The organism is Mesorhizobium sp. M1078, from assembly GCF_040318615.1.
GTDB lineage: Bacteria > Pseudomonadota > Alphaproteobacteria > Rhizobiales > Rhizobiaceae > Mesorhizobium.
The window spans coordinates 63,983-87,236 of record NZ_JAMYMP010000003.1; the positions used below are offsets into that span (position 1 = coordinate 63,983).

Annotated in this window: 24 protein-coding genes; 12 read left to right on the top strand and 12 right to left on the bottom strand. The window is 64.5% G+C overall.

The genetic code is table 11. The features are described 5' to 3' along the window. Window positions 1–25: 25 nt before the first annotated feature. The 5 genes from NKH38_RS06695 to NKH38_RS06715 all read right to left on the bottom strand — a co-directional run bounded on the left by NKH38_RS06695 (window position 26) and on the right by NKH38_RS06715 (window position 4,835). Window positions 26–1,087, bottom strand: coding sequence for an ABC transporter substrate-binding protein (locus NKH38_RS06695; protein WP_352765619.1), 1,062 nt, complete (start codon window positions 1,085–1,087; stop codon window positions 26–28). 33 nt (window positions 1,088–1,120) lie between these two features. Continuing rightward, window positions 1,121–2,095 carry a PfkB family carbohydrate kinase gene (locus NKH38_RS06700; RefSeq protein WP_352515220.1) on the bottom strand — a complete coding sequence of 325 codons (975 nt, stop codon included), beginning with the start codon at window positions 2,093–2,095 and terminating at the stop codon, window positions 1,121–1,123. Next, window positions 2,092–3,126: an ADP-ribosylglycohydrolase family protein gene (locus tag NKH38_RS06705; protein ID WP_352765620.1), complete on the bottom strand. Its 1,035-nt coding sequence runs from the start codon at window positions 3,124–3,126 to the stop codon at window positions 2,092–2,094. Before NKH38_RS06705 ends, NKH38_RS06700 begins: the two co-directional genes overlap by 4 nt. 3 nt (window positions 3,127–3,129) lie before the next feature. Beyond that, window positions 3,130–3,855: a GntR family transcriptional regulator gene (locus tag NKH38_RS06710; protein ID WP_023687928.1), complete on the bottom strand. Its 726-nt coding sequence runs from the start codon at window positions 3,853–3,855 to the stop codon at window positions 3,130–3,132. 209 nt (window positions 3,856–4,064) lie between these two features. Next, window positions 4,065–4,835 carry an IclR family transcriptional regulator domain-containing protein gene (locus NKH38_RS06715; protein WP_023690763.1) on the bottom strand — a complete coding sequence of 257 codons (771 nt, stop codon included), beginning with the start codon at window positions 4,833–4,835 and terminating at the stop codon, window positions 4,065–4,067. A 115-nt stretch (window positions 4,836–4,950) separates the two neighbouring features. On the opposite strand from NKH38_RS06715, the gene NKH38_RS06720 reads away from it, so the two are divergent. From NKH38_RS06720 to pcaF, 3 genes are read left to right on the top strand one after another with little or no spacing between them, the layout of a single operon-like run. Next, window positions 4,951–5,808: a CoA transferase subunit A gene (locus NKH38_RS06720; RefSeq protein ID WP_023696235.1), complete on the top strand. Its 858-nt coding sequence runs from the start codon at window positions 4,951–4,953 to the stop codon at window positions 5,806–5,808. Further along, window positions 5,805–6,593, top strand: coding sequence for a CoA-transferase subunit beta (locus tag NKH38_RS06725; RefSeq protein WP_352765623.1), 789 nt, complete (start codon window positions 5,805–5,807; stop codon window positions 6,591–6,593). Before NKH38_RS06720 ends, NKH38_RS06725 begins: the two co-directional genes overlap by 4 nt. A gap of 1 nt (window position 6,594) precedes the next feature. Further along, window positions 6,595–7,800, top strand: a complete 1,206-nt coding sequence (gene pcaF / locus NKH38_RS06730) for a 3-oxoadipyl-CoA thiolase (protein WP_352904333.1) — start codon at window positions 6,595–6,597, stop codon at window positions 7,798–7,800. Window positions 7,801–7,813: 13 nt separating this feature from the next. On the opposite strand, the gene pobA is transcribed toward pcaF, so the two are convergent. The 6 genes from pobA to pcaD are packed head-to-tail and all read right to left on the bottom strand — an operon-like array spanning window position 7,814 to window position 12,632. Continuing rightward, a complete protein-coding gene (gene pobA, locus NKH38_RS06735; RefSeq protein WP_352761860.1) occupies window positions 7,814–8,986 on the bottom strand; it encodes a 4-hydroxybenzoate 3-monooxygenase in 1,173 nt (390 codons plus the stop codon). Beyond that, window positions 8,986–10,038: a 3-carboxy-cis,cis-muconate cycloisomerase gene (locus tag NKH38_RS06740; protein ID WP_352761859.1), complete on the bottom strand. Its 1,053-nt coding sequence runs from the start codon at window positions 10,036–10,038 to the stop codon at window positions 8,986–8,988. The genes pobA and NKH38_RS06740 overlap by 1 nt, the downstream gene beginning before the upstream one ends. Before the next feature lie 19 nt (window positions 10,039–10,057). Continuing rightward, window positions 10,058–10,672: a protocatechuate 3,4-dioxygenase subunit alpha gene (pcaG, locus tag NKH38_RS06745; protein ID WP_023725446.1), complete on the bottom strand. Its 615-nt coding sequence runs from the start codon at window positions 10,670–10,672 to the stop codon at window positions 10,058–10,060. Beyond that, the gene (gene pcaH, locus NKH38_RS06750; RefSeq protein ID WP_352761858.1) at window positions 10,672–11,427 is read right to left on the bottom strand and encodes a protocatechuate 3,4-dioxygenase subunit beta; all 756 of its coding nucleotides are present in this window, start codon (window positions 11,425–11,427) and stop codon (window positions 10,672–10,674) included. The genes pcaG and pcaH overlap by 1 nt, the downstream gene beginning before the upstream one ends. Continuing rightward, window positions 11,417–11,830: a 4-carboxymuconolactone decarboxylase gene (gene pcaC, locus NKH38_RS06755; protein WP_023668153.1), complete on the bottom strand. Its 414-nt coding sequence runs from the start codon at window positions 11,828–11,830 to the stop codon at window positions 11,417–11,419. The genes pcaH and pcaC overlap by 11 nt, the downstream gene beginning before the upstream one ends. Beyond that, window positions 11,823–12,632, bottom strand: coding sequence for a 3-oxoadipate enol-lactonase (gene pcaD, locus NKH38_RS06760; RefSeq protein ID WP_352761857.1), 810 nt, complete (start codon window positions 12,630–12,632; stop codon window positions 11,823–11,825). The genes pcaC and pcaD overlap by 8 nt, the downstream gene beginning before the upstream one ends. A 92-nt stretch (window positions 12,633–12,724) precedes the next feature. Here pcaD and pcaQ point away from each other — a divergent pair, with 92 nt between their 5' ends. The 9 genes from pcaQ to NKH38_RS06805 all read left to right on the top strand — a co-directional run bounded on the left by pcaQ (window position 12,725) and on the right by NKH38_RS06805 (window position 22,274). After that, entirely contained in the window at window positions 12,725–13,642 is a 918-nt protein-coding gene (pcaQ, locus tag NKH38_RS06765; protein WP_352761856.1) for a pca operon transcription factor PcaQ, read from the top strand. Between the two features lie 276 nt (window positions 13,643–13,918). Beyond that, a complete protein-coding gene (locus tag NKH38_RS06770; RefSeq protein WP_023691338.1) occupies window positions 13,919–15,217 on the top strand; it encodes an ABC transporter substrate-binding protein in 1,299 nt (432 codons plus the stop codon). Window positions 15,218–15,306: 89 nt separating this feature from the next. Then, window positions 15,307–15,981: an ABC transporter ATP-binding protein gene (locus NKH38_RS06775; RefSeq protein ID WP_502896600.1), complete on the top strand. Its 675-nt coding sequence runs from the start codon at window positions 15,307–15,309 to the stop codon at window positions 15,979–15,981. Beyond that, window positions 15,978–16,706 (top strand): ABC transporter ATP-binding protein, encoded by a 729-nt coding sequence (locus NKH38_RS06780; protein ID WP_352761855.1) that lies wholly within the window; start codon window positions 15,978–15,980, stop codon window positions 16,704–16,706. Before NKH38_RS06775 ends, NKH38_RS06780 begins: the two co-directional genes overlap by 4 nt. Next, window positions 16,703–17,599: a branched-chain amino acid ABC transporter permease gene (locus NKH38_RS06785; protein ID WP_023729446.1), complete on the top strand. Its 897-nt coding sequence runs from the start codon at window positions 16,703–16,705 to the stop codon at window positions 17,597–17,599. The genes NKH38_RS06780 and NKH38_RS06785 overlap by 4 nt, the downstream gene beginning before the upstream one ends. Beyond that, a complete protein-coding gene (locus NKH38_RS06790; RefSeq protein ID WP_352761854.1) occupies window positions 17,596–18,660 on the top strand; it encodes a branched-chain amino acid ABC transporter permease in 1,065 nt (354 codons plus the stop codon). Before NKH38_RS06785 ends, NKH38_RS06790 begins: the two co-directional genes overlap by 4 nt. A 2-nt stretch (window positions 18,661–18,662) precedes the next feature. Beyond that, entirely contained in the window at window positions 18,663–19,448 is a 786-nt protein-coding gene (locus tag NKH38_RS06795; protein ID WP_027050689.1) for a coniferyl-alcohol dehydrogenase, read from the top strand. 94 nt (window positions 19,449–19,542) lie between these two features. After that, on the top strand, window positions 19,543–20,988 hold the full coding sequence (locus NKH38_RS06800; RefSeq protein ID WP_352761853.1) for an aldehyde dehydrogenase: 1,446 nt from the start codon (window positions 19,543–19,545) through the stop codon (window positions 20,986–20,988). Between the two features lie 254 nt (window positions 20,989–21,242). After that, window positions 21,243–22,274: a hydroxyacid dehydrogenase gene (locus NKH38_RS06805; RefSeq protein WP_352761852.1), complete on the top strand. Its 1,032-nt coding sequence runs from the start codon at window positions 21,243–21,245 to the stop codon at window positions 22,272–22,274. A gap of 296 nt (window positions 22,275–22,570) precedes the next feature. Here NKH38_RS06805 and msuE read toward each other — a convergent pair whose 3' ends face one another. After that, complete coding sequence (msuE, locus tag NKH38_RS06810; RefSeq protein WP_352761851.1) at window positions 22,571–23,131, bottom strand: FMN reductase; 561 nt, start codon at window positions 23,129–23,131, stop codon at window positions 22,571–22,573. Window positions 23,132–23,254: the final 123 nt, after the last annotated feature.

Sequence of the window (23,254 nt, forward strand, 5' to 3'; positions counted from 1 at the left end):
CCGCCGGCTGGTCCGGACGTGAGCGTTACTTCACGTCGACTTTGAGCTGCTGCCACAGCGCCAGATAGGCCTCGCGCTGCGCGTCGGTGATCGGCGCCTGGAACTGGATGCGCTTGGCCACCTCGGGATCGCCCATCACCTTGCGGTTGAAGGAGTCTTCAGGCAGCGCTTCCACCGCCTTGGTGTTGGCCGACACCGGCGCGCCGACCTTGGTGACCCATTCGACATAGAATTTCGGATCGATCGTCCAGTTGATGAAGGCCTGCGCACCCTCGACATTCTTCGAGCCCACGGGAATAGAGAACGCGTCGAGCCAGGCGACGGCGCCTTCCTGCGGAACGACCAGCGAGACCGGCAGCTTGAAATGCGTCTTGGCACGGTCGGCCGAGCCGCTCCAATAGGTGCCGATGTCGATCTGGTTGGAGGCGACCATCTGGTTCCAGTCGTTCTCCGAGCTCCAGAACGTCTTGATCTGCGGCATCAGCGAGGTCAGCTTCGCCTTGACCGCTTCCATATCCTTGATGTCGTTGATATTCTGACCGGTGGCGATGGCGCCGAACTGCACCGCTTCGACAGCGTCGTCGCGAATGACGACCCGGCCCTTATGCGCTGGGTCCCACATTTCGGCGATCGAGGTCGGTGGCTTGTCGAAGGACTTTTCGTTGATTGCCAGCGCCGTCAGGCCCCACACCCACGGCACGCCATAGACCTTGCCGTCATGGTCGAGCATCGGCGATTGCGCCTTGTCCTTGCTGATGTCGGCATAGTTCGGCAGCTTCGAGACATCGATCGGCTGGATCAGCTTTTCCGCCATCGCCTGATCGTTGAAGGCGGCGTTGATCATGACCACGTCATAGAGGCCCGGATTGGTGCGGATCTTGGTCAGCATTTCCTGTTCGGAATTGAAGAAGTCGTTGACGACCTTGTTGCCGGTCGCCTTTTCGAAGGCTTCGATCGCCCACGGCTCGTCGGCGCCGTAGCCCTTCCAGTTGAGCACATGCACTTCGGCGGCACTGGCGGCCAGCGTGAGCGCGGAGGTGATGACGGCGGTCGCCGTCAGCAGGGCAGTCAGTCTTGGCATGCGCATGTTCGTTCCTCTCTTGTTTGCCCGCTTGGCGGGTCAGGCTGTCTGATGGGCCTTCTGGTTCTGGCCCGGCTCGCCCGTGGCGGCCTGGCTCAGGAAAGTCTGGATCTCGCTGTCGGTCGGCGCCGATGAGCCGCCGTGGCGGGTGACGGAAAGTGCTGCCGCCGCATTGGCATAGCGCGCCGCCTCGAAGGGATGCACGCCGCGCGAGAGTGCACTGACGAAACCGCCGATATGGGTGTCGCCGGCGCCATTGGTGTCGATGGCATCGACCTTGAAGCCGGCAATGGTCTGCGTCTCGCCATTGACCAACCTCACGAAACAGCCCTTGGCGCCGGCGCGGATAACGACGCCTTCGGCCTTTGGGCAGTGGTCGGCGAGCAGCCGGGCGGCGAGTGCCTCGACATCGCCTTGCCCAGCGATCTCGACCGCTTCCGTCATGTTGCAGCTCAGCCATGTCGTACGGGCAAGTACCCGCGACAGGATGGGACGTGGGATATCCGCGATGACCGGCGTTGGATCGAAAACGAAGGGAATGTTTTCTGGCAGCGCCTCGATCCAGTCGGTCAGCGCGTTGTGGCTTCCGAGATAGCTCAGCGTGTAGCCTGACGTGAACACCCAATCATCAGACGTGACCACCACGGGCCTCATCATCTCGAGGCTGAGAATGCTCTCCGCACCGGGCCACGACACGAAGGTGCGCTCGGCATCGCCGGAGATCATGGCGACGCAATTGCCGCTGTCCATGACCGGCGATGGCGACGTCAGCGTTATGATGCCTTCGGCCGCAAACGCGGTGCGCAAAAAATCGCCATTCGGTCCGCTGCCGAGCTGGCCGCCGAACACCACCGTCATGCCGGTGCGGCTGGCCGCGACCATCATGTTGAAGCCGCCGCCGGCGACCTGCGCAAAGCTCGACGCGGTCTTCTCGCAGCCCGGCGCCGGCAAGGCGTCGATGCGGTAGACATAGTCGACGACGGCGCTGCCGATATGGACCAGACGCCCACTCATGCCGCGGCATCCTTGCTGGCCTTTGCCGTGCGCGCCGCGACGAGGTCTTCGGCAAGCGAGCGCACCTCCCCCATATCTATGCCGACGAGCCCGGCAATGTGTTGTTGCGGCAGTTGCGAAAAGCCGACGCAGGCGCCGGCCATGCCTGAGGCAATCGCGCCGATCGTGTCGGTGTCGCCGCCGAGATTGGCGCTGATGATTGCCGCTTGCCAGGGATCGCCCTGCGCGACTTCAAGCACGGCGAAAGCTGCCGGCACGGACTCCTGGCTGGCCACACCGGTGCCGACGAGATCGGTGATGAGCCCGATCGCATCCCGCATGGTCTTGCCGCGCACGAGCTCCTGCGCCCAGGCGATACGCGCGGCGATATCGCCACCAGTCACCCAATGTCCGAGCCGGGCGCCTCGCCGCGCGGCTGCTACCGCGCTGTCGGAAGCGGCACGCCAGTCGCCACCGGCGACGCCGTGGCTGGCGGCGGCGGCAACTGCTGCGGCCGAAGCGATGGCGATCGAGGTGTTGTGCGTGGCACGGCAAGTTTCGGCGACCTTGGCGACGAAAGCGTCGAGCGGTTCCAGCGGCATCATGATGCCGACCGGCGCGATGCGCATGGCCGCGCCATTGGTGTCGCCCCGGCTTCCCGCCTCTTCCGCCGGCACGCCGTCATTGATGGCGTCGATGGCGCGCTTGGTCGATGGTCCCAGCAGGTCATAGCTGCCGCGCGCCTTGACCTCGCGCTCCCAGTCGAGCAGTGCGTTCACCCAGCGCGCATGATCGAAGCGGTCGCCGGACTCGACGAGAATGCGACCAAGCAGCAGGGCCTGTTCGGTATCGTCGGTGATGGTGCCGGCAACGAGCCCCTTCGACACCGGATGATCGGCAAACGGCGCCACGAAATCCTCGACATGGCCGTATAGCTCGGCGATCCGCGCCGGCGACAGAAGCTGCGTCGGCATGCCCAGCGCATCACCGAGCGCCCCACCGACAAGCGCGCCCATGGCGCGATCGAGCATGTCGTTGGTTCTGTCCGGCATCGCTCAAAACCTCATATGCAGCGCGAAATGCGCCGGGTTGAGCAGGCTGGTTACATATTCGATCGGCCGGTCGTCGGCCGCACGCGTCAGCCGGCGTCCGCGCAGGAACGGCGTGCCTTGCGGGCAGCCGAGAATGGCGGCGTCTTCGGCATTCAGCATCTCGATGCCGACCCATTCCTCGCCATGGTCTGGGATGAGGCCGGCGCCGCGCAGCGTCTGGTGCAGCGAGCCTTCGCGCAGACCGCGCAGCGGCACGTCCTCCAGTTCGGGCGACAGCGGCAGGCGGCTGCGTTCGATGGAGATCGCATGGCCGTCGCTAGCATTGGTGCGCACCCGGTCGACGGCGATGAAGAACGGGCTTTCGATGCCAAGCAGCGCGGCAAGATCGGCATCCTCGATCACTTCAAGCCGCAGCGTCCGCGTCTCGGCATTGGCGCCGGCATTGGCCAGCGCCCGCGACCAGCCAATGCTGTCATCGACCGGCTTGCCGTCGAAAGTGACGAAGGAGCCGATGCCGACCTTGGTCGTGATCAGCCCACGGCTGGACAACTCCTCGAGGCCCTTGCGGACCGTGTTGCGGCTGACGGAAAAGCGCTGGACGAGTTCGTTCTCGCTTTGCAGGCGGTCGCCGAAGCCAAGCACGCCGGAGCGGATCTCATGTTCGAGAACGGTGGCGATCTGCTCGGGCTTGCCCGTGCCGGGAGAAAGTTGAACCGCGCGCCGCTTCATATGGGTACCTGTTCAATAAACCTGTATAGTCCTGTTCGATATTGGAGTTGAAGGGCGACGTCAACGATATATTTGGATTCACGCATATGCGTTGTGCTCAGGAGGTGCCCCGGGCATCGTTTGTTCGCATGGCGACGCTAACCGCGCAGGGTGTCCCGTCTCCGAGACAGAGCGGGGGCAGCGCTTCCCTCAGGCGATTAGCCTTGCGCTCACACGAAGAAAAATTCCTCAATCCGTTGCTTGGCCGTCCGCAGCGCTGGCAGGATATCCCGCTCCATCGCCTCGACGGAGAACCGCGCCGACTGCGTCGAGACGTTGATCGCCGCCACGGTCTTGCCGGCGCGGTCATAGATCGGCACCGCTATCGAGCGCAGGCCAAGTTCCAGCTCTTCATCGACGACGGCAAAGCCATCCGCCCTCGCCGCGTCGATGGCCTTGGCCAGCGCGGCGCGGCTGGTGATCGTCTTCGGCGTGCGCCGTTCGATCCTCGCCTCTGCAAGCAAGGCCTTCAGCTCATCCGCGCCCAGCCCCGCAAGCAGGACGCGCCCCATCGAGGTGCAATGCGCCGGCAGCCTGGTGCCGACATCGAGCGAAACGCTGAGGATGCGGCGGCCAGGAATGCGCGCGACATAGACGACTTCCTCGCCCGACAGCACCGCCGCGTTACAGGCCTCGTCGAATTGGCCCGCGACGTCGCGCATGATGGATGCCGCGAATGTCCACAGCGAGGCGCCGCCGAGCCAAGAGCGCACGATGGCGAGCAGGCGCGGCGACAGCGAAAACTGCCGGCCGGATTGCGTGGCATAGCCGGTGGCGGTCAGCGTCAGCAGGAAGCGACGCGCGCCGGCGCGGGTCAGCCCCGCCTCCTCCGCCATTTCGGTCAGCGTCATCCCGGCCGGATGCCGGGCCAGTATCTCCATGACTGCAAGGCCGCGCTCCAGCGAGCCGACATGGTCGCGCGTCTTTGCCTTGTCCTCCATGCGGCCTCCGCAAGACAATGCGCCGCCTTGACTCGTCTCGGCGGCGCGATGTAAAAATATCTCATACAAAACAAATGTTCGCAATACGAACTTTTGAACTTCGGAGTTCTTGGCGATGGTCAATTTCCTGCCGCTCAAACAGGCCGTGGCTGAGAACCTGCATGATGGCGATACGGTCGCCTTCGAAGGCTTCACGCATCTGATCCCGACGGCGGCGGCGCATGAGGCCATCCGCCAGGGCTTTCGCGACCTGACGCTCATCCGCATGACCCCCGACCTGATCTACGACCAGATGATCGGCATGGGCATGGCCAAGAAGATCATCTTCTCCTATGTCGGCAATCCCGGCGTCGGCCTGCTGCGCCGCGCCCGCGACGCCATCGAGAACGGCTTCCCCCGGTCGATCGAGATCGAGGAGCACAGCCATGCCGGCATGGCCAACGCCTACGAGGCGGGAGCTGCCGGCCTGCCTTGCGCGGTGTTCCGCGGCTATCGCGGCGCCGGGCTGGCGGCAGTCAATCCCAACATCCGCTCGGTCACCTGCCCGTTCACCGGCGAGGTGCTTGCCGCCGTTCCTTCCATCCGACCGGACGTGACCTTCATCCACGCTCAGAAGGCCGACAAAAAAGGCAATGTTCTGGTCGAAGGCATTATCGGCATCCAGAAGGAAGCGGTGCTCGCGGCCAAGCGCGCCGTGGTGACGGTAGAGGAAGTCGTCGACAATTTCGACGACCTGCATCCCAACCTCACCGTGCTGCCGCGCTGGACCATCGCTGCGATCTCGGTGGTATCAGGCGGTTCGCATCCCTCCTACACGCACGGCTACTATGCCAGGGACAACGCCGCCTATCTCGAATGGGACGACATCGCCGCCGACCGTGAAAAATTCCAGACCTGGATGCAGGCCAATGTCCTCGATCGCACGGCGGACGATTTCGCCGGCCGCGTAAAGCATCTGAGGAGCGCGGGATGAGCGGCTTTACTCCCAATGAGATGATGACGATTGCCGCCAGCCGAGCCCTGAAAAACGACGATGTCTGCTTCGTCGGCATTGGCGCGCCGTCAGCCGCCTGCAACGTCGCGCGGCTGACGCATGCGCCCGACATCACGCTGATCTATGAAAGCGGCACCATCGGCACCGCGCCCGATGTTTTGCCGCTGTCGGTCGGTGACGGCGAACTTTGCGATACCGCCGTCACGACCGTCTCGGTGCCGGAGATGTTTCGCTACTGGCTGCAGGGCGGTCGCATTTCGATCGGTTTCCTCGGTGCCGCCCAGCTCGACAAGTTCGGCAACATCAACACCACCATCATCGGCGACTATGCGCATCCCAAGACCCGCCTGCCCGGCGGCGGCGGCGCGCCGGAGATCGCCACCTCGTCGAAGGAGATCTACATCACCATGGCGCAGTCCAAGCGCGGCATGGTCGAGAAGATCGACTTCTTCACCTCCTTCGGCCATGGCGATGGGGGCGATCACCGCCAGCGCCTAGGCATCGAGACATCAGGGCCGACGCTGCTGATCACCGACCTTGCCATCTGGAAGCCAGATCCGGTGAGCAAGGAATTCACCGTGGTGTCGTTGCATCCCGGCGCAACGCGGCAGCAGGTGCAGGACAGCTGTGGCTGGATCGTAAAGTTCGCCGAGGCGCTTCACGAAACGCCGGCGCCGACGGAACTCGAGCTGACGACATTGCGCGACCTGCAGGCCCGCACCAAGGCGGCGCATGAGGGAAGCGGAAAAGAAAAGGCCGCATGACATGACCGAGGCATTCATCTGCGATTACATCCGCACCCCGATCGGCCGTTTCGGCGGATCGCTGTCGTCGGTGCGGGCCGACGATCTTGGCGCCATCCCGCTGAAGGCGCTGGTCGAGCGCAATGCCGGCATTGACTGGCAGGCTGTCGACGACGTCGTCTATGGCTGCGCCAATCAGGCCGGCGAGGACAACCGCAATGTAGCCCGCATGTCGCTGCTCCTGGCCGGACTGCCGAAGGAAATTTCAGGCTCGACCGTCAATCGCCTCTGCGGGTCCGGCATGGACGCGCTCACCATTGCCGCCCGCGCCATCAAGGCGGGCGAAGCCGAGTTGATGATCGCCGGCGGCGTCGAATCGATGAGCCGCGCGCCCTTCGTCATGCCCAAGGCCGAGACCGCCTTTTCACGCCATGCCGAGATCCATGACACCACCATCGGCTGGCGTTTCATCAACCCGCTGATGAAGAAACAATATGGCGTCGATTCCATGCCGGAGACCGGCGAGAACGTCGCCGAGGATTTTTCAGTGTCGCGCGCCGACCAGGACGCCTTTGCCGTGCGCAGCCAGGACAAGGCCGTCGCGGCACAGGCCAATGGCCGGCTGGCGAAGGAGATTACCCCGGTGACGATCCCGCAGAAAAAGGGCGACGCGATTATCGTATCGAAGGATGAGCATCCGCGCGCCGGCACCACGGTCGAGTCGCTGGCCAAATTGCCGACGCCGTTCCGGCAAGGTGGCACGGTCACCGCCGGCAACGCATCCGGCGTCAACGATGGCGCGGCGGCGCTGATCATCGCCTCCGAAGCGGCTGTGAAAAAATACGGCCTGACGCCGATCGCCCGCGTTCTCGGCGGCGCTGCTGCCGGCGTGGCGCCGCGCATCATGGGCATAGGCCCTGCCCCGGCGACACAAAAGCTCTGCGCCCGCCTCGGCCTGACGCCGCAGCAATTCGATGTCATCGAGCTCAACGAAGCCTTCGCCTCCCAAGGCATCGCCGTGCTCCGCCAAATCGGCATCGCCGTTTTTGCGGAGCACGTCAACCCCAATGGCGGCGCCATCGCGCTTGGTCATCCCTTGGGCATGTCGGGCGCGCGTATCACTGGCACCGCGGCGCTGGAACTGCGCGAGCGCAGCGCCCGCTATGCGCTGGCCACCATGTGCATCGGCGTCGGCCAGGGCATCGCAGTGGCGCTCGAACGGGTTTGAGATCGCACTGCCCTTAATAGGGCAAACCGACATAGTTCTCCGCCAGCGCGGTCGACGCCGCCTGCGAATGCACGAGATAGTCGAGCTCGGCTTCCTGGATGCGCTGGCCGAACTCGCCCGTATCGGGAAAGCGGTGCAGCATCGTCGTCATCCACCAGGAGAAGCGCACCGCCTTCCACACTCTGGCCAGCGCCTTGGCTGAATAAGCGTCGAGCCCGCTTGGTGATTTGTCCAGATAGAATTCGCGAAGCCCGGCAAAGAGATAGCGCACATCGCTGGCGGCAAGGTTGAGCCCCTTGGCGCCCGTCGGCGGCACGATATGGGCGGCGTCGCCGACCAGGAACAGCCGGCCGAAGCGCATCGGCTCGGCGACGAAGGAGCGCAGCGGCGCAATCGATTTTTCGAAGGACGGGCCGGTAACGACCGCGGCTGCGGTCTGTTCCGGCAGGCGACTGCGCAATTCGTCCCAGAAGCGACCGTCGCTCCAGGCGTCGACCTGTTCGTCAGCCGGGACCTGCACATAGTAGCGGCTGCGATGCGTCGACCGCATCGAGCACAGCGCAAAGCCCCGCTCATGGTTGGCGTAGACCAGTTCGTGATCGGCCGGCGGCACTTCGGCCAGCACGCCGAGCCAGCCGAAGGGATAGGTCCGCTCGAAGGTTTTCAGCGCCCGCCCAGGCGCCGACTTGCGGCTGACGCCGTGATAGCCGTCGCAGCCGGCGATGAAGTCGCAGTCGATGCGATGGCTGACGCCATCCTTGTCGTAGGTGACGTAGGGCGCTTCGCCATCGAAACCATGCAGCGCGACGTTGGCCGCCTCATAGACGGTGGTCAGCCCGGCCGCCTCGCGCTTGTCCATCAGATCGTGCGTCACTTCGGTCTGACCATAGACGGTGACATGCTTGCCGCCGGTCAGTGCCGTGAGGTCGAGCCGGTGCAGGCCGCCGCCGAACGCAAGCGAGATGCCGGCATGCAGCAGGCCCTCGGCATGCAGCCTTACAGCTGCGCCCGCCTCTTCGAGCAACTCGACGGTGCCTTGTTCGAGCACCCCTGCCCGCACCCGGCCAAGCACATGCTGCCGGCTCGAACGTTCGAGGATCACCGTCTCGACGCCAATGGTGCCGAGAAGCTGGCCAAGCAGCAGCCCGGACGGTCCGGAGCCGACAATGACGATCTTTGTGCGCATCAGTGTCCCAGGCTTTCGATCTGTCCGGCGAGTTCGGCGGCGAGCCGTAGCGCAGCCGCGGTCGCTATCGCCATCTGCGGCAAGAGCAGCCATTCCAGCGTCCAGGCAGCACCGGAGCGCTCCTGCTCATGCACCAGCGCCTGGTGCATGCCGGAAAGCTGGGTGGCGTTGAAGCGCGCCAGCGCCACCAGCGCTTCGGCCTTGACCGGATTCTGCTTGTGCGGCATGGCCGATGAGCCGCCACCGCCGGATAGTTTGATCTCGGTGCCGCTCTGCGCCATCAGGGCGACGTCCTGGCCGAACTTGCCGAGGCTGCCGGTGATGAGCGACAGCAAACCGGCGAACTCGGCCAGCGCATCGCGCTGGTTGTGCCATTGCGGCGCATCGCCAAGGCCAAGCTTTGCGGCAAGGGCGGCGCGCACTGCGGGGCCTTTGTCGCCGAGCTTTTCCAGCGTGCCGGCGGCGCCGCCGAATTGCACCACGATCAGACGCTTGGATTGCTCCGACAGTCTCTGCTGATGCCGTTGCAGCGGCGTGCGCCACACCGCCACGCGGTCCGACGCCTGAATTGGGATCGCCGGCTGCATGCGCGTCATCGCTGTCAATGCACGGCTGCCAAAACGTTCTTCCAGCCCCACCAGCCGCAGAATGTTTTCAGTCAGCAGCAGGTCGAGATGTTCAATGAGCCGGCGCAGCCGAAGCACCAGGCCAGTGTCGATGACGTCCTGGCTGGTTGCGCCGAAATGCACGCCGGCGTCGTGCGGCGCCCCGACCGCTGCCTTCAACTGGCGCACCAGTTCGGGCACGATCACGCCATCCTTCGCCACACCGGCCCGCAGCCGCGCGGTGTCCGGCTTGTATGACAACAGGACAGGTACAATCGCCGCGGCGGCATCCGTGCCGATAGTCCCGCTTTCGGCTTCCGCTTGCGCCAGCGCGCGCTCGAAATCGAGCATGGCGGCGATTTCCGCATCCACCGAAAAATGCCGAGCCGCCTCCTCGTCGCCGAGCAGGCCGGAGAGCAGCGGATGGTCGAAGGGCGATACGGTCATGTCATTGGTTTCCTGACCGTCAGCTGTCGAAGAAGACCGTTTCCTTCTCCCCTTGGAGATGGACGTCGAAAATATAGTTGTCGCCTTGCCGCTCGGCGATCAGCGTCGGCACGCGCACCTTGTGCTCGATGCGGGCCAGGATCGGATCCTCGGCATTGGCCTTGGCCTCGTCTGAGAAATAGAGCCGCGTATGGAGGCCGATATTGATGCCGCGCGCGACGATCCACAAGCTGATATGCGGCGCCATCAGCCGCCCGTCGCCATACGGCACGCGTCCCGGCTTGATCGTCTGAAAACTGCACAGGCCGGTTTCCATGTCGGTCGGCTGACGGCCCCAGCCCTGAAAATCCGGATCGGCATCGCCGCGCAATTCGGCCGGCGAATTGTAGAAGCCATTGGCATCCGCCTGCCAGATCTCGATCAGCGCGTCCTTGAGCGGCGTGCCGGTGCCGTCGAGCACGCGGATGCGCAAACCGATGCGCTCGCCCTTGGTCTTGTCGTTGAGCATCGTCGCGCCGAGGTCTGTCGGATAGACGCCGCCGATACCGCCGAAATTCGGCGTCAGCCCGATATGCACATAAGGCCCCGCCGTCTGCGACGGGCTCTCCTTCAGCCGGCTGAGCGACTGCGCCATCAATTGCCCTCCGGCCGGTTTCCGAACAGCGAGGCGCGGCGCCCGCGCAGCACGATGTCGAACTTGTAGGCGCGCGCGTCGAACGGGATCGTCGCCTGCATGTCGAGCGCCGCGACCAGCGTCTCGATCGCCGCCCTGTCGCGGATACCGCGCACGATCGGGCACCGCCAGATCAGCGGGTCGCCCTCGAAATACATCTGGGTGATCAGCCGCTGTGCGAAGCCGTGGCCGAACACCGAAAAATGGATGTGCGACGGCCGCCAGTCATTGGGCCCGTTCGGCCAGGGATAGGGACCTGGCTTCACCGTGCGAAAGGCATAGCCGCCGTCGGCATCGGTGATGGTGCGGCCGCAGCCGCCGAAATTCGGATCGAGCGGCGCCAGATAGCCGTCCTTCTTGTGGCGGTAGCGGCCGCCCGCATTGGCCTGCCAGAATTCGAGCAGCGCGCCGGAGACGCCCTGGCCGCGCTCGTCGAGCACGCGGCCATAGACGATGATACGCTCGCCGATGGCGCTCTCGCCGGACTTTGCGAAATTGTGGATCAGGTCATTGTCGAGTTCGCCCAGCACGGCGTGGCCGAACACCGGACCGGTGATCTCCGACGCCGTGTTGTCGAAGGCCAGCAGCGCCTTCTGCGGCGAGCGCAGCACCGAAGTCTTGTAGTCGGGCGTCAGCGCCGGCGTGTGCCAGCCGCGGTCGCGCTGGAAGAAGGCGCCGGTCTCGGGCCTGCGGTTCGAGCCGGCATCAGCTGGCATGGCCAGCCCTGCTTCCGTCCATTTCCGAAAACACCTCCTTGGCGATCCTGAAGGCGCGGTTGGCCGCCGGCACGCCGGCATAGATCGCGACATGCAGGAACGCTTCGCAGATATCGTCGCGCGACGCACCGGTGTTGGCGGTGGCGCGCACATGCATGGCGACCTCTTCATCATGGCCAAGGGCGGCCAGCAGTGCCAGCGTCACGATCGAGCGTTCGCGCCTGCTGAAGCCCGGACGCGCCCACACAGTGCCCCAGGCTGCCTCGGTGATCAACTCCTGGAACGGCCGGTCGAAATCGGTGACGGCATCCTCGCTGCGATCGACATGAGGGTCGCCGAGCACCGAGCGCCTGACGGTCAGCCCGGTTCGGTATCTGGTTTCGTTTTTGGGCAGTTCATCCATGGGTCTGCTTTCTCAGGGGAAGCGCCGCGACGAAATCGCGGATCAGGGTGGTCAGCGCCTCGGGCTGTTCGACGCAAGGGATGTGCGCGGCGTCACGAATGATTTCGAAATGTGCGCCTGGGATCAGATCGGCCAGCCAGCGGACGAGATCCGGCGGCGTCGAGCCGTCCTGGTCGCCAACGACGCAAAGCGTGGGCACCGCGATCGCCTGCGCAGCCTCGGTGAAATCGGCATCGCGCACCGCGGCGCAGGTGCCGACATAGCCGGCGACGGCTTGCCGGGTCATCATGTTCCAGTAGCCGTCGAGCTCGGCGACACGGTCCGCGTGGAAGGCAGGCGTAAACCACATTTTGAGCACGGCATCGGCGATGGCCTGGATGCCTTTGCTTTCGACCGTTTCGATGCGGGTGTTCCAGCTGTCGGCCGTGCCGATCTTGTGGGCGGTGTCGCACAGGATGAGGCCATCGACGATTTCGGGGCGCCGGGCATAAAACCCTTGCGCAATCAGGCCGCCCACCGACAGGCCGCACAGCACCGCATTGTTCAGTTCGAAATGATCGATCAGGCCCGACAGATCATCGACATGCTCGTCGATCGAGCTGACGCCACCAATGTCGGACAGGCCATGGCCGCGCTTGTCGTAGACCAACACAGGCATTTCGCCACCCAGTTCGGACAACACCTCGTCCCAGATGCGGAAGTCGGTGCCCAGCGAATTGATGAACACGATCGGCCGCGCATTTCCCTTCGCCTTGATATAGCGATGGTGCAGCGTGATGCCGCCAATGTTGACGAATGGCACGATTTCGATCCTCCGTGTTCACATTGCACAAGGCATTTGGTTTGGTAAAATGATATTTTACGCCGTTTCATTAACTGCTAGGTTATGAGAACATGTCCGAAAGCCGCATAAAGTTCCGTCACCTGCAGGCATTCCTTGAGGTAGCGCGGCAAGGCAGCGTGGCGAGGGCGGCCGACTTTCTCCATGTCAGCCCACCGGCCGTGACCAAGACGTTGCGCGAACTGGAGGAGGCGCTTGGCATCGCTGTCGTCGAACGCGACGGCCGCGGCATCAGGGTGACGCGGCTTGGCGAAATCTTTCTCGGCCATGCCGGCACGGCGATCACGGCACTGAAGCGCGGCGTCGATTCCGTCCGCCAGGACGGCGCCATCAACCGGCATCCGATCCGCATCGGCGCGCTCCCGACAGTGTCGGCCAAGGTGATGCCACGCGCCATAAGCCTGTTCCTGAGTGAAAATACCGGTGCTGCGATCAAGATCGTCACCGGCGAGAACGCGGTCCTGCTGGAACAGTTGCGCGTCGGTGCGCTCGATCTCGTCGTCGGCCGGCTTGCGGCGCCGGAAAACATGACCGGCTTCTTCTTCGAGCATCTCTATTCCGAACCGGTGCTGTTCGTGGTGAGGGCCGGCCATCCGCTGCTGCAGCCGGGCCAGGACATCTTCGCCCGGCTCGATGAATTCCCGGTGCTGATGCCGACGCGGGAGTCGGTCATCCGCCCGTTCGTCGACCGCCTGTTCATCACCAACGGCATGACGGCGCCTGCGACCGAGATCGAGACTGTCTCGGATTCCTTCGGCCGTGCCTTCCTGCGCCAAAGCAATGCGGTCTGGATCATATCGACAGGCGTCGTCGCCAACGAACTCTCCAGCGGCGCCTTCGTCGCCTTGCCCGTCAACACCGAGGAAACCAAAGGGCCGGTCGGCCTGACGATGCGGACCGACACTGCGCCTTCGCCGGCCTTCACCATCCTGCTGCAGACCATTCGCGAGGCGGCCAGCCAGAACGCCTGAGCACCTTTCGCCAATCTGGCGCAGAGCGGGCCTTCAGCCGTATTTCCATAACCTGTTGGTTAACGAAACACCGCAAAATATCATTTTACCAAACCAAACACCTAGGGCACTGTGACGATGGGAGGATCGAAATCGTGCCGTTATCGGCATTGGCGGCGTTCCGCTGCCGCCTCAAGGCCTGCCGGGGCGATCTCCGATCTTAAGAACGGGCGGCATCGATTTTGAGCAGGCCGGCGGTGACCTCCAGGTGCCGTCAGGAAAGGGAGGAATACCAGCATGACCTCAAGCAAATCCGGCGTCTCGCGGCGCCAGTTCATCGCCACATCGCTCGCCGGCGGCGCGGCACTTGCGCTCAGCCGCGGCCAGGCATTCGCGCAGGCCGCCGACACGCTGAAGGTCGGCTTTGTCAGCCCGCGCACCGGGCCGCTCGCCGGCTTCGGCCAGACCGACGGCTATGTGCTCGATCTCGCCCGCAAGGCGCTCGCCAACGGCCTCGACATCGGCGGCAAGAAATACAGTGTCGAGATCATCGACCAGGACACGCAATCCGACCCGTCGCGCGCCGGCCAGCTCGCCAAGGACCTCATCAACAACCAGGCCGTCGACCTGATGCTGGCGGTGTCGACGCCGGAGGTGATCAACCCGGTCGCCGACGCCTGCGAAGCCGCCGGCGTGCCTTGCCTCTCCACCGTCATGCCGTGGGAGGCCTGGTATTTCGGCCGCGGCGCCAAGCCCGGCGAACCCTCGCCGTTCAAATGGACCTATCATTTCGGCTTCGGCGTCGACGAGTTCTTCCGGACCTACATCTCGCAATGGAACCTGATCGAGACCAACAAGAAGGTCGGCGTCATGTATCCCAACGACGCAGACGGCAATGCCATCCGCACCCATCTGGCGCCGTTGCTGGCAAAGCAGGGTTTCACCATCGTCGATCCCGGCGCCTACGAGACCGGCACCACCGACTATTCCTCGCAGATCGCGCTGTTCAAGCAGGAAGGCGTCGAGATCTTCAACTCCTTCCCGATCCCGCCGGACTTCGCCGCCTTCTGGCGTCAGGCTGCACAGCAAGGCCTGATCAAGCAGATCAAGATCTGCCAGGTCGCCAAGACCGGATTGTTCCCGTCCGACATCGAGGCGCTGGGCGATCTCGGCAACAAGATTTCGAGCGCCGCTTACTGGCACAAGGCCTTTCCCTACAAGTCGCCGCTGACCGGCGTTTCGGGAATCGAACTGGCCGACGGTTATGAGGCCGCCAGCGGCAAGCAGTGGACGCAGCAGCTCGGCGCCTCGATGTCGCTGCTCGACGCCGGCTTCGAGGCGCTGAAGGCAAGCACCGACGCCAAGGACAAGGCGGCCGTCGCCAAGGCGCTGAGCACGCTCAACACCGAGACCATGATCGGCAAGGTCGACTTCACCAGCGGCCCGGTCGCCAATGTCTCTCCCGGCCCGATCATCGGCACCCAATGGGTGGCGGCCAAGGAAGGCGGCAAATTCCCGCTCGACTACGTCGTGACCGAGAACGCCACCGACCCGAAGGTTCCGGTCGAGGCCAAGCTCCAGCCGTATAACAGCTGACGGTCGGTTACGGGGATCGCATCGTGAACGGTTCAGCAAACGCCGCGATCCTCCACGCTGCCGGCATCCAGAAACGCTTCGGCGCGCTGGTGGTGCTCGACGATGTCGACTTCGCCATGAATGCCGATGAGGCCGTCGGCATCGTCGGCCCGAACGGCGCCGGCAAGACGACACTGCTCAGCATCTTGTCAGGCGCCTTCCCGCCGAGCGCCGGCACGGTCGCCTTCAAGGGTGGCGATGTGACCGCGATGCCGGCTACAGCGCGCTGTCGTCTCGGCCTGGTGCGCACGCACCAGGTGCCCAAGCCGTTCAGCGGCATGACCACGTTCGAGAACGTTTTTGTTGCCGCGTCGCATGGCGCCGGTCTCGCCCGCGACGAGGCCTATGAAGAGGCGCTGGCGTCGCTGAAACTGTGCGGCATGATGGGCGTGGCCAACCGGCGCGCCGAAACGCTCGGCCTGCTCGACCGCAAGCGGCTAGAACTTGCCCGCGCGCTCGCGGCAAGGCCGATGCTGCTTCTGCTCGACGAGATCGGCGGCGGCCTGACCGATGGCGAGGCGAGCGAACTTGTCGATACCATCAAGGAATTGCGTCGGCGCAAGATCGGCATCGTCTGGATCGAGCACATCGTCCACATCCTGCTGCAGGTGGCCGAGCGGCTGATCTGCATGGACGCCGGCAAGATCATCGCCGACGGCGAGCCGCAAGCGGTGATGGCCGACCCCGAAGTCGTGCGGGCCTATCTCGGCGGAGGCCCGAAATGAGCCTGCTCGCAATCGCGAATCTGGTCGTCCACCACGGCCTGTTGCAGGCGGTGCGCGGCGTGAACTTCTCGATCGAGCGGGGTGAAACGCTGGCGCTGGTCGGCGCCAACGGCGCCGGCAAGACGACCCTGCTGCGGGCGATCGCCGGCGCGCACCAGCCGACGGCCGGCCGCGTGCTGCTGAATGGCGCCGATATCACCGGCGTTCCCTCGCACAAGCGCGTCGGCATGGGCGTCGCGCTGGTGCCGGAAGGGCGAAAACTGTTCGTGCAAATGAGGGTCGAGGAGAACCTCCTGCTTGGCAAGACCGCCGGCCGTCCCGGCGACTGGAGCGTGGAACGAGTGCTCGACACGTTCCCCAATCTGAAGCCGCGCCGCCATGCCAAGATCGGGCATCTCTCCGGTGGCGAGCAGCAGGCCACCGCCATCGGCCGCGCTTTGATGAGCAATCCCGAACTGCTGCTGCTCGACGAGGTCTCGCTCGGCCTGTCGCCGCTGGTGGTCGATCGCGTATACGCTTCGCTGCAAGGCCTGATCAGCTCCGGCACGACGATCATCCTGGTCGAACAGGACCTCAATCGCGCGCTCTCGGTCTCGGACAAGGTCATCTGCATGCTCGAAGGACGCGTCGCGCTGGAAGGCCCGAGCAAGGGCATGTCCCGCGATGAAGTGACGAAAGCCTATTTCGGTCTGCACAGAAAAAGCGCCGGGAGTGTGCCGGCATGAGCAACCAGATCGTCCAGGGCATCCTGCTCGGCGGCTACTACGCGCTGATCGCCTGCGGCCTCTCCTTCATGTTTTCGGTGATGCGCATAATCAACCTCGCGCATGGCAGCCTGGCCGTGTTTTCCGCCTACGCGCTGTGGTGGCTCGCCTCGCAATTCCATATCTCGCCCTTCGTCGGCCTGCTCATCGTGCTGCCGCTGATGGCGGCCATCGGCTGGGCGCTGCAACGCTTCCTACTCGAGCGCAGCGCCCGTGGAGGCGCGCTGCTGCCGATCCTGACCACGTTCGGCCTCGCCATCGTCATCGACAATGCGCTATTCGAGCAGTTCGGCGCCGACACACGTTCGCTGGCGCCCTATATCGGCAGCCTCTCCTACGATTCCTGGGAATGGCCGGGCAGCATCTATGTCGGCAAGCTTGCCGTGATCATGTTCGCCGCCGCCGTCATATTGCTTGGCGGACTGCAGCTGTTCCTTACCAACACCAGGCTTGGCCGCTCGATCCGCGCCACGTCGGAAGATCCCGACACGGCCGGTCTCGTCGGCGTCGATGCGCGCCGCGCCAACGCCCTCGCGGCCGCCATCGCCATGGTCACGGTCGGTCTTGCCGGTGCCTTCCTCGGCATGCGCGCCACCTTCGATCCCTATACCGGCGCACCTCAATTGCTGTTCGCTTTCGAGGCGGCCGTGATCGGCGGCGCCGGTTCGCTATGGGGCACGCTGGTCGGCGGCATCGTTCTGGCGCTCGCCCAGACGCTCGGCGCGCAGATCCATCCGCAAGGTTTTCTGATCGGCGGCCATGTCGCCTTCCTGATCGTGCTGTTCATCCGGCTCTCCACCTCCGGCCTCGGCCTGCGCGGCCTGCTGCGCCTGCCCGCGAGGAAAGCATCATGAGCGCGGTTTTAAACGCCCCCGCTATCGAGCGCGGCACCTCCGCCTCGCGCATCTCGGCGATTGCGGTCGTCGTCATCATCGCGCTACTTGGCGTCGCGCCGCATTTCCTGTCGGCCGGCGCCGTCGACCGCGTGACCGCCTTGTTCATCTATGTGATCCTGGCAGCGATGTGGAACGCGTTGGCCGGCTTCGGCGGGCTGGTTTCGGTGGGACAGCAAGTGTTCTTCGGCCTCGGCGCCTATTTCACCATCCGCCTGGCCGATGCCGGCCTCAACCCGTTCGCTTCGCTGTTCGTCTCCGCGATCATTGTCGGCGCGATCTCCTGGCCGATGTCGCTGTTCATGCTGCGGCTCAGGAACGGCGAGTTCGCCATCGGCATGTGGGTGATCGCGGCGCTCACCCATCTCCTGGTCAATCTCGACCGGCTGGTGCAAGGCGAGACCGGGACGTCGCTGATCTCGCTCAACGTCTATGACGCCGGTTCCAGGCGGGCGACGATCTACTGGCTGGCGCTGGCCGCGATGACGGCGCTGCTCGCCACCCTGTTTAGCCTGCTGCGCGGCAGCACGGGTGCGGCCATCCGCGCCATCAGGGACAATGAGGAGGCCGCGGCATCGGTCGGCGTGCGCGTCACCGGAACCAAGCGGCTGCTCTTCGTGCTCGCCGCCTTCGGCATCGGCATGGCCGGCGCGCTGTGGTTGGCCACGTCGATCACCTTCCAGCCGAAAACCTACTTCAACGTCCAGTGGACCGCCTACATGATCTTCATGGTGCTGGTCGGCGGCATCGGCACCTTCGAGGGCGCCATTCTGGGTGCGCTGCTGTTCTTCCTCATCGAGACCTGGTTCGGCGGCACCGGCGTCTGGTATCTGATCGGCCTCGGCGCCACGGCGGTGCTGTTCTCGCTGTTCCTGCCGCGCGGCGTGTGGGGAACGCTGGAGGAGCGCTTTGGCCTGCGCCTGCTACCGGTCGGCTACCGGGTCAGGCTGCCGGCAAACGCCGGCGATAGTGACGCGACGCCTTCGCCGCAACAGGCCGCAACGCATAGTGAAAAGGCGTGACCATGCTGTTCGGCAAGACCATCCTCATCACCGGTGTCGCCTCTGGTATCGGCGCTCGCACGGCCGAACTTGCCGGCCAACTGGGCGCTGACGTGATCGGCGTCGATATGCGTGAACCGGCAGCATCGGCCGGCAGTTTCGTCAAGGCTGACATCTCATCCAAGGCCGGCGTCGACGATCTCCTCGGGCGCCTGCCGCAGCGCATCGATGCGCTCTGCAATGTCGCCGGCCTCCCCGGCAACACCGGTGCGGTGTCGACACTGGCCGTCAACTTCTACGGCCTGCGCGCGCTCTCGGAAGGCCTCGCACCAAGACTTCGTGAAGGCGGCACCGTAGTCAACGTCGCCTCGATCGCCGGCTATGGCTGGCGCGCCAATCTCAACCGCGCGGCATCGATGGTCGGCATCGAAGGCTTTCCCGATGTGGCGAAGATGATCGCCGACCATCAGGTGAAGAACGAGGAAGGCTATCCCGTTTCCAAGGAGCTGCTGCTGTTGTGGACGCAGCGCGCCGCACATCAGGATCTGTTCAGGAGCCGCGGCATCCGCGTCAATGCAGTGAGCCCCGGCCCGGTCGAGACGCCGATCCTCAAACAGTTCCGCAATGTGCTGGGTGACGCCCGCGTGGACAGCGACATCGCCAGGGTCGGGCGCGCCGGAACCTCGGGCGACATCGCGCCTGTCGTGCTGTTCCTGTGCTCGGACGGCGCACGCTGGGTCAACGGCGTCAATGTGCCGGTTGACGGTGGGCTTGAAGCATCGATCAATGCCGAGGTGCTCGGCTTCTAGACCATGATCCCGAAAAGTGGGAGCCGGTGTTCGGATCAGATCGTGGTCGATAATAGATAGAAAAGACGCTCCACGGCGAGCGAGGGAGAGAACAATGGACATCGGACTTCTGATCGACGGCGACAAAAGGGATGCCTCCGGCTCAGCCTCTTACGAGCGCATGGACCCGTTCACCGGCAAGCTGGCGACCCGCGCTGCCGCAGCCAGCATCGCCGACGCCAATGCCGCGGTCGAAGCCGCTGCTGCCGCTTTCAAGACGTGGTCGAAGACCGGCCCGGGCGAGCGCCGTGCTTTGCTGTCCAAGGCGGCCGATGTCATGGACTCCAAGGTCGGCGAATTCACCAAATTGATGATGGAAGAAACCGGCGCGACCGACCCCTGGGCCGGCTTCAACGTCATGCTCGCCGCCAAAATGCTGCGCGAGGCAGCCGCCATGACGACGCAGATTTCGGGCGAGGTCATTCCCTCCGACAAGCCCGGCACGCTGGCCATGGCGATCCGCCAGCCGGCCGGCGTCTGCCTCGGAATCGCGCCGTGGAATGCACCGGTCATCCTCGGAACCCGTGCCATCGCCATGCCGATCGCCTGCGGCAACACGGTTGTGCTGAAAGCTTCGGAAATGTGCCCAGGCACACACCGGCTGATCGGCCAGGTGCTGGTCGAGGCCGGCCTGCCCAAGGGCGTCATCAATGTCGTCACCAATGACCCCAAGGACGCAGCGGCAATCGTCGAAACACTGGTCGCGCACCCAGCAGTCAGACGCGTCAACTTCACCGGCTCGACGAAGGTCGGCAGGATCATTGCCGAACTCGCCGGCCGTCACTTGAAGCCAGCGCTGCTCGAACTTGGCGGCAAGGCGCCGCTGGTCGTGCTGGACGATGCCGACATCGACGCCGCGGTCAATGCGGCGACCTTCGGCGCCTACATGCATCAGGGCCAGATCTGCATGTCGACCGAGCGTCTGGTCGTCGATGAAAAGGTCGCCGACGAATTCGTCGCCAAGCTCGCCGTCCGCGCGGCGCAGCTGCCGGCCGGCGACCCGCGCGGCCATGTCGTGCTCGGTTCGCTGATCAGCAGCCAGGCCGCCGACAAGATGGAAGAACTGGTTGCCGACGCCGTCGCCAAGGGCGCCAGGCTTGTGGCCGGCGGCAAGCGCACCGGAACCGTGGTCGAGGCGACATTGCTCGACCACGTGACGCCCGCGATGCGCGTCTATTCGGAAGAATCCTTCGGCCCGGTCAAGCCCGTGATCCGCGTTGAGGGCGAGGACGAAGCGGTACGTGTCGCCAACGACACCGAATACGGCCTGTCCTCAGCCGTGTTCAGCCGCGACATCCGCCGTGCCATGACGGTCGCCGCGCGCATCGAAGCCGGTATCTGCCACATCAACGGCCCGACCGTCGGCGACGAGGCGCAAATGCCGTTCGGCGGCGTCAAGGGTTCAGGCTACGGCCGCTTCGGCGGCAAGGCCTCGATCGCCGAGTTCACCGACCTGCGCTGGCTAACCATCGAGGATCCGGGGCAGCACTATCCGTTTTGACTGCACCTTCTCCCACAGGGGGGAGAAGGGAAGGAGCCCTCAGGGCCGTTGCCTGGCGAGCCAACGGATTCCCGCATCAAAACCCGGCAAGGCTCGAGTCGCGCGATCGGCGGCCCCTCCCGGAGTTGTAAATCGTTTAATCGTGGGTATTTTACCCCTCAAGCACATGCCGCCGGACGGCGGCAAGCGGTTTTGGGACTACCGCAAGTGCAAAGCAAAATACGCGATACGGATCGCGCCGGGGAGGAATCGTCATGCCAAACAAGGCCCTGCCGCTGGTCATCAGCGCGCCGGAACCACGCACGCTCGACCTGATCTTCACCCCACCGCAGCTGGCGCGCCTCAAGGCGCATTGCCGCGTCGTCGAGACGACGGCCGAGGGCGTGGCGAACTTGCCCGCCGACGTGCTGGCCGAAGCCCGCTATATTATCGGCCAACCGCCGATCTCGCCCGAGACCTTGGACCAGATGCAGGCGCTGCGTTGCGTCTTCAATGTCGAGACCAACCTCATCAACAACATGCCCTATGAAACGCTGTTTGCGCGCGGCATCCATGTCGTCACCACCGGCCTCGTCTTCGCCGAGCCGGTGGCCGAGCTTGGCCTCGCCATGGCACTCAACCTCGCCCGCAACATCGTCGATGCCGACCTCGCCTTCCGCAAAGGCGAGGAGCTGTGGGGCGGTGACGGCAATTTGACGGCGCGGCTTCTGTCCGGCGCCGATGTCGGCATCATCGGCTTCGGCGATCTCGGCCGTGCGCTCAACCGACTGCTGTCGGGTTTTCGCACCCGCACCAAGGTCTTCGACCCTTGGCTGCCGCCGTCGATCCTGATCGACAATGGCGTGAAGCCGGCTTCGCTGGACGAGGTGCTGACATCAAGCGATTTCGTCTTCGTCGTCGCTTCGGTGACCTCGGAGAACCAGGGTTTCCTCGGCGCTGAGGCCTTTACAAGTATGCGCAAGGGCGCCGCCTTCATCCTGCTCAGCCGCGCCGGCGTCGTCGACTTCCCTGCCCTGATGGCGGCGGTGAAAAGCGGCCACATCGTCGCCGCCAGCGATGTCTTCCCTGAAGAGCCGCTGGCGCAGGAACATCCGGTCCGCACGATCCCCGGCTTCCTGCGCTCCGCCCACCGCGCCGGTGCGCTTGACATCGCCTTCAAGCGCATGGGCGACATGGTTCTGGAAGACATGGACCTGATCGACCGCGGCCTGCCGCCTCTGCGCTCCAAGCGCGCCGAGCGCGAGACGGTGTCAAGGATGCGTTCGAAGCCGGCGGACAGGAACTAGTTGTCGCGAGAAATCCGCCTGAGATGGATTTCGCAGTTGGCCAAAACCCCTTTGTCATCGCCGCTCAGGATGACCGGGAACCTTCCGGCATTGGCGTTTTTCAGCCGGATCGCTCCCATTCGATCCAGATCCTACTATCGATACCCCCCAGGCGTAGCCGGCGGGGTATTGATTTTGAAAGCAATCGGGCTGTGGGAGGCCTGGCCTACTCCAAGGAGGCTCGTCACGATTCGCGTCGGTGGCGGGCCTTTTTATTCACTCCCGAGCAAAGCCGGAGGCGGTCTGCCCGCCTCGCTCTATCCGGCAGCAACGCCGGCTGCCGAGCGATTGGCCAGCACCAGCCCGACCTCGCCGACAACCTGATCGACGCGCTTCAGGATGGGTTCGGCCCGCAGCACGCCGTCGGAAAAGTCCTTGTCCGTGGCATAGACCCCTGTCGGCAGCGTCAGCGCCTCGAAGAAGCCGAACAACGGCCGCAACTGGTGCTCGACGATCAACGCGTGGCGATCGTTGCCGCCGGTGGCAAGCAGCACCACCGGCTTGCCGCGCAAGGAAGCGGGATCGAAGAGGTCGAAGAAGTGCTTGAACAGGCCGGTGTAGCTGCCCTTGTAGGTCGGTGACCCCACCACCAGCACATCGGCATTGACGACCCTGTCGAAGACTGCCCGGGCCTGGCCGTCGAGATCGCGCGCCCATTTGGCAGCGCCGAGCGACGGGCCGAGGTCTTCGATGTCATAGGTGCTCGCCGACAGGCCATGCTGGCGCGCAATATCCCTGACAACCTGGTCGACAAAACCACGCGTCTTGGACGGCCTGGTGAAATTGCCGGAAAACCCGACGACGGTTGGATTGGGCATGTTTCTCTCACCTCTCGCGGCGGGGTTTCATACCGCATATTTACAGGCTTGCGCCTGCCGCAAGAAGCAAATGACTGACCTTGCAGCACCATAGTGAGGAATTTTTTTCCGTTTGCCCGCTCG

Bases quoted from the DNA above. Each gene is read 5' to 3' on its own strand.
- NKH38_RS06695 (WP_352765619.1), bottom strand. From the start codon at position 1,087: ATGCGCATGCCAAGACTGACTGCCCTGCTGACGGCGACCGCCGTCATC.
- NKH38_RS06700 (WP_352515220.1), bottom strand. From the start codon at position 2,095: ATGAGTGGGCGTCTGGTCCATATCGGCAGCGCCGTCGTCGACTATGTC.
- NKH38_RS06705 (WP_352765620.1), bottom strand. From the start codon at position 3,126: ATGCCGGACAGAACCAACGACATGCTCGATCGCGCCATGGGCGCGCTT.
- NKH38_RS06710 (WP_023687928.1), bottom strand. From the start codon at position 3,855: ATGAAGCGGCGCGCGGTTCAACTTTCTCCCGGCACGGGCAAGCCCGAG.
- NKH38_RS06715 (WP_023690763.1), bottom strand. From the start codon at position 4,835: ATGGAGGACAAGGCAAAGACGCGCGACCATGTCGGCTCGCTGGAGCGC.
- NKH38_RS06720 (WP_023696235.1), top strand. From the start codon at position 4,951: ATGGTCAATTTCCTGCCGCTCAAACAGGCCGTGGCTGAGAACCTGCAT.
- NKH38_RS06725 (WP_352765623.1), top strand. From the start codon at position 5,805: ATGAGCGGCTTTACTCCCAATGAGATGATGACGATTGCCGCCAGCCGA.
- pcaF (WP_352904333.1), top strand. From the start codon at position 6,595: ATGACCGAGGCATTCATCTGCGATTACATCCGCACCCCGATCGGCCGT.
- pobA (WP_352761860.1), bottom strand. From the start codon at position 8,986: ATGCGCACAAAGATCGTCATTGTCGGCTCCGGACCGTCCGGGCTGCTG.
- NKH38_RS06740 (WP_352761859.1), bottom strand. From the start codon at position 10,038: ATGACCGTATCGCCCTTCGACCATCCGCTGCTCTCCGGCCTGCTCGGC.
- pcaG (WP_023725446.1), bottom strand. From the start codon at position 10,672: ATGGCGCAGTCGCTCAGCCGGCTGAAGGAGAGCCCGTCGCAGACGGCG.
- pcaH (WP_352761858.1), bottom strand. From the start codon at position 11,427: ATGCCAGCTGATGCCGGCTCGAACCGCAGGCCCGAGACCGGCGCCTTC.
- pcaC (WP_023668153.1), bottom strand. From the start codon at position 11,830: ATGGATGAACTGCCCAAAAACGAAACCAGATACCGAACCGGGCTGACC.
- pcaQ (WP_352761856.1), top strand. From the start codon at position 12,725: ATGTCCGAAAGCCGCATAAAGTTCCGTCACCTGCAGGCATTCCTTGAG.
- NKH38_RS06770 (WP_023691338.1), top strand. From the start codon at position 13,919: ATGACCTCAAGCAAATCCGGCGTCTCGCGGCGCCAGTTCATCGCCACA.
- NKH38_RS06780 (WP_352761855.1), top strand. From the start codon at position 15,978: ATGAGCCTGCTCGCAATCGCGAATCTGGTCGTCCACCACGGCCTGTTG.
- NKH38_RS06785 (WP_023729446.1), top strand. From the start codon at position 16,703: ATGAGCAACCAGATCGTCCAGGGCATCCTGCTCGGCGGCTACTACGCG.
- NKH38_RS06790 (WP_352761854.1), top strand. From the start codon at position 17,596: ATGAGCGCGGTTTTAAACGCCCCCGCTATCGAGCGCGGCACCTCCGCC.
- NKH38_RS06795 (WP_027050689.1), top strand. From the start codon at position 18,663: ATGCTGTTCGGCAAGACCATCCTCATCACCGGTGTCGCCTCTGGTATC.
- NKH38_RS06800 (WP_352761853.1), top strand. From the start codon at position 19,543: ATGGACATCGGACTTCTGATCGACGGCGACAAAAGGGATGCCTCCGGC.
- NKH38_RS06805 (WP_352761852.1), top strand. From the start codon at position 21,243: ATGCCAAACAAGGCCCTGCCGCTGGTCATCAGCGCGCCGGAACCACGC.
- msuE (WP_352761851.1), bottom strand. From the start codon at position 23,131: ATGCCCAATCCAACCGTCGTCGGGTTTTCCGGCAATTTCACCAGGCCG.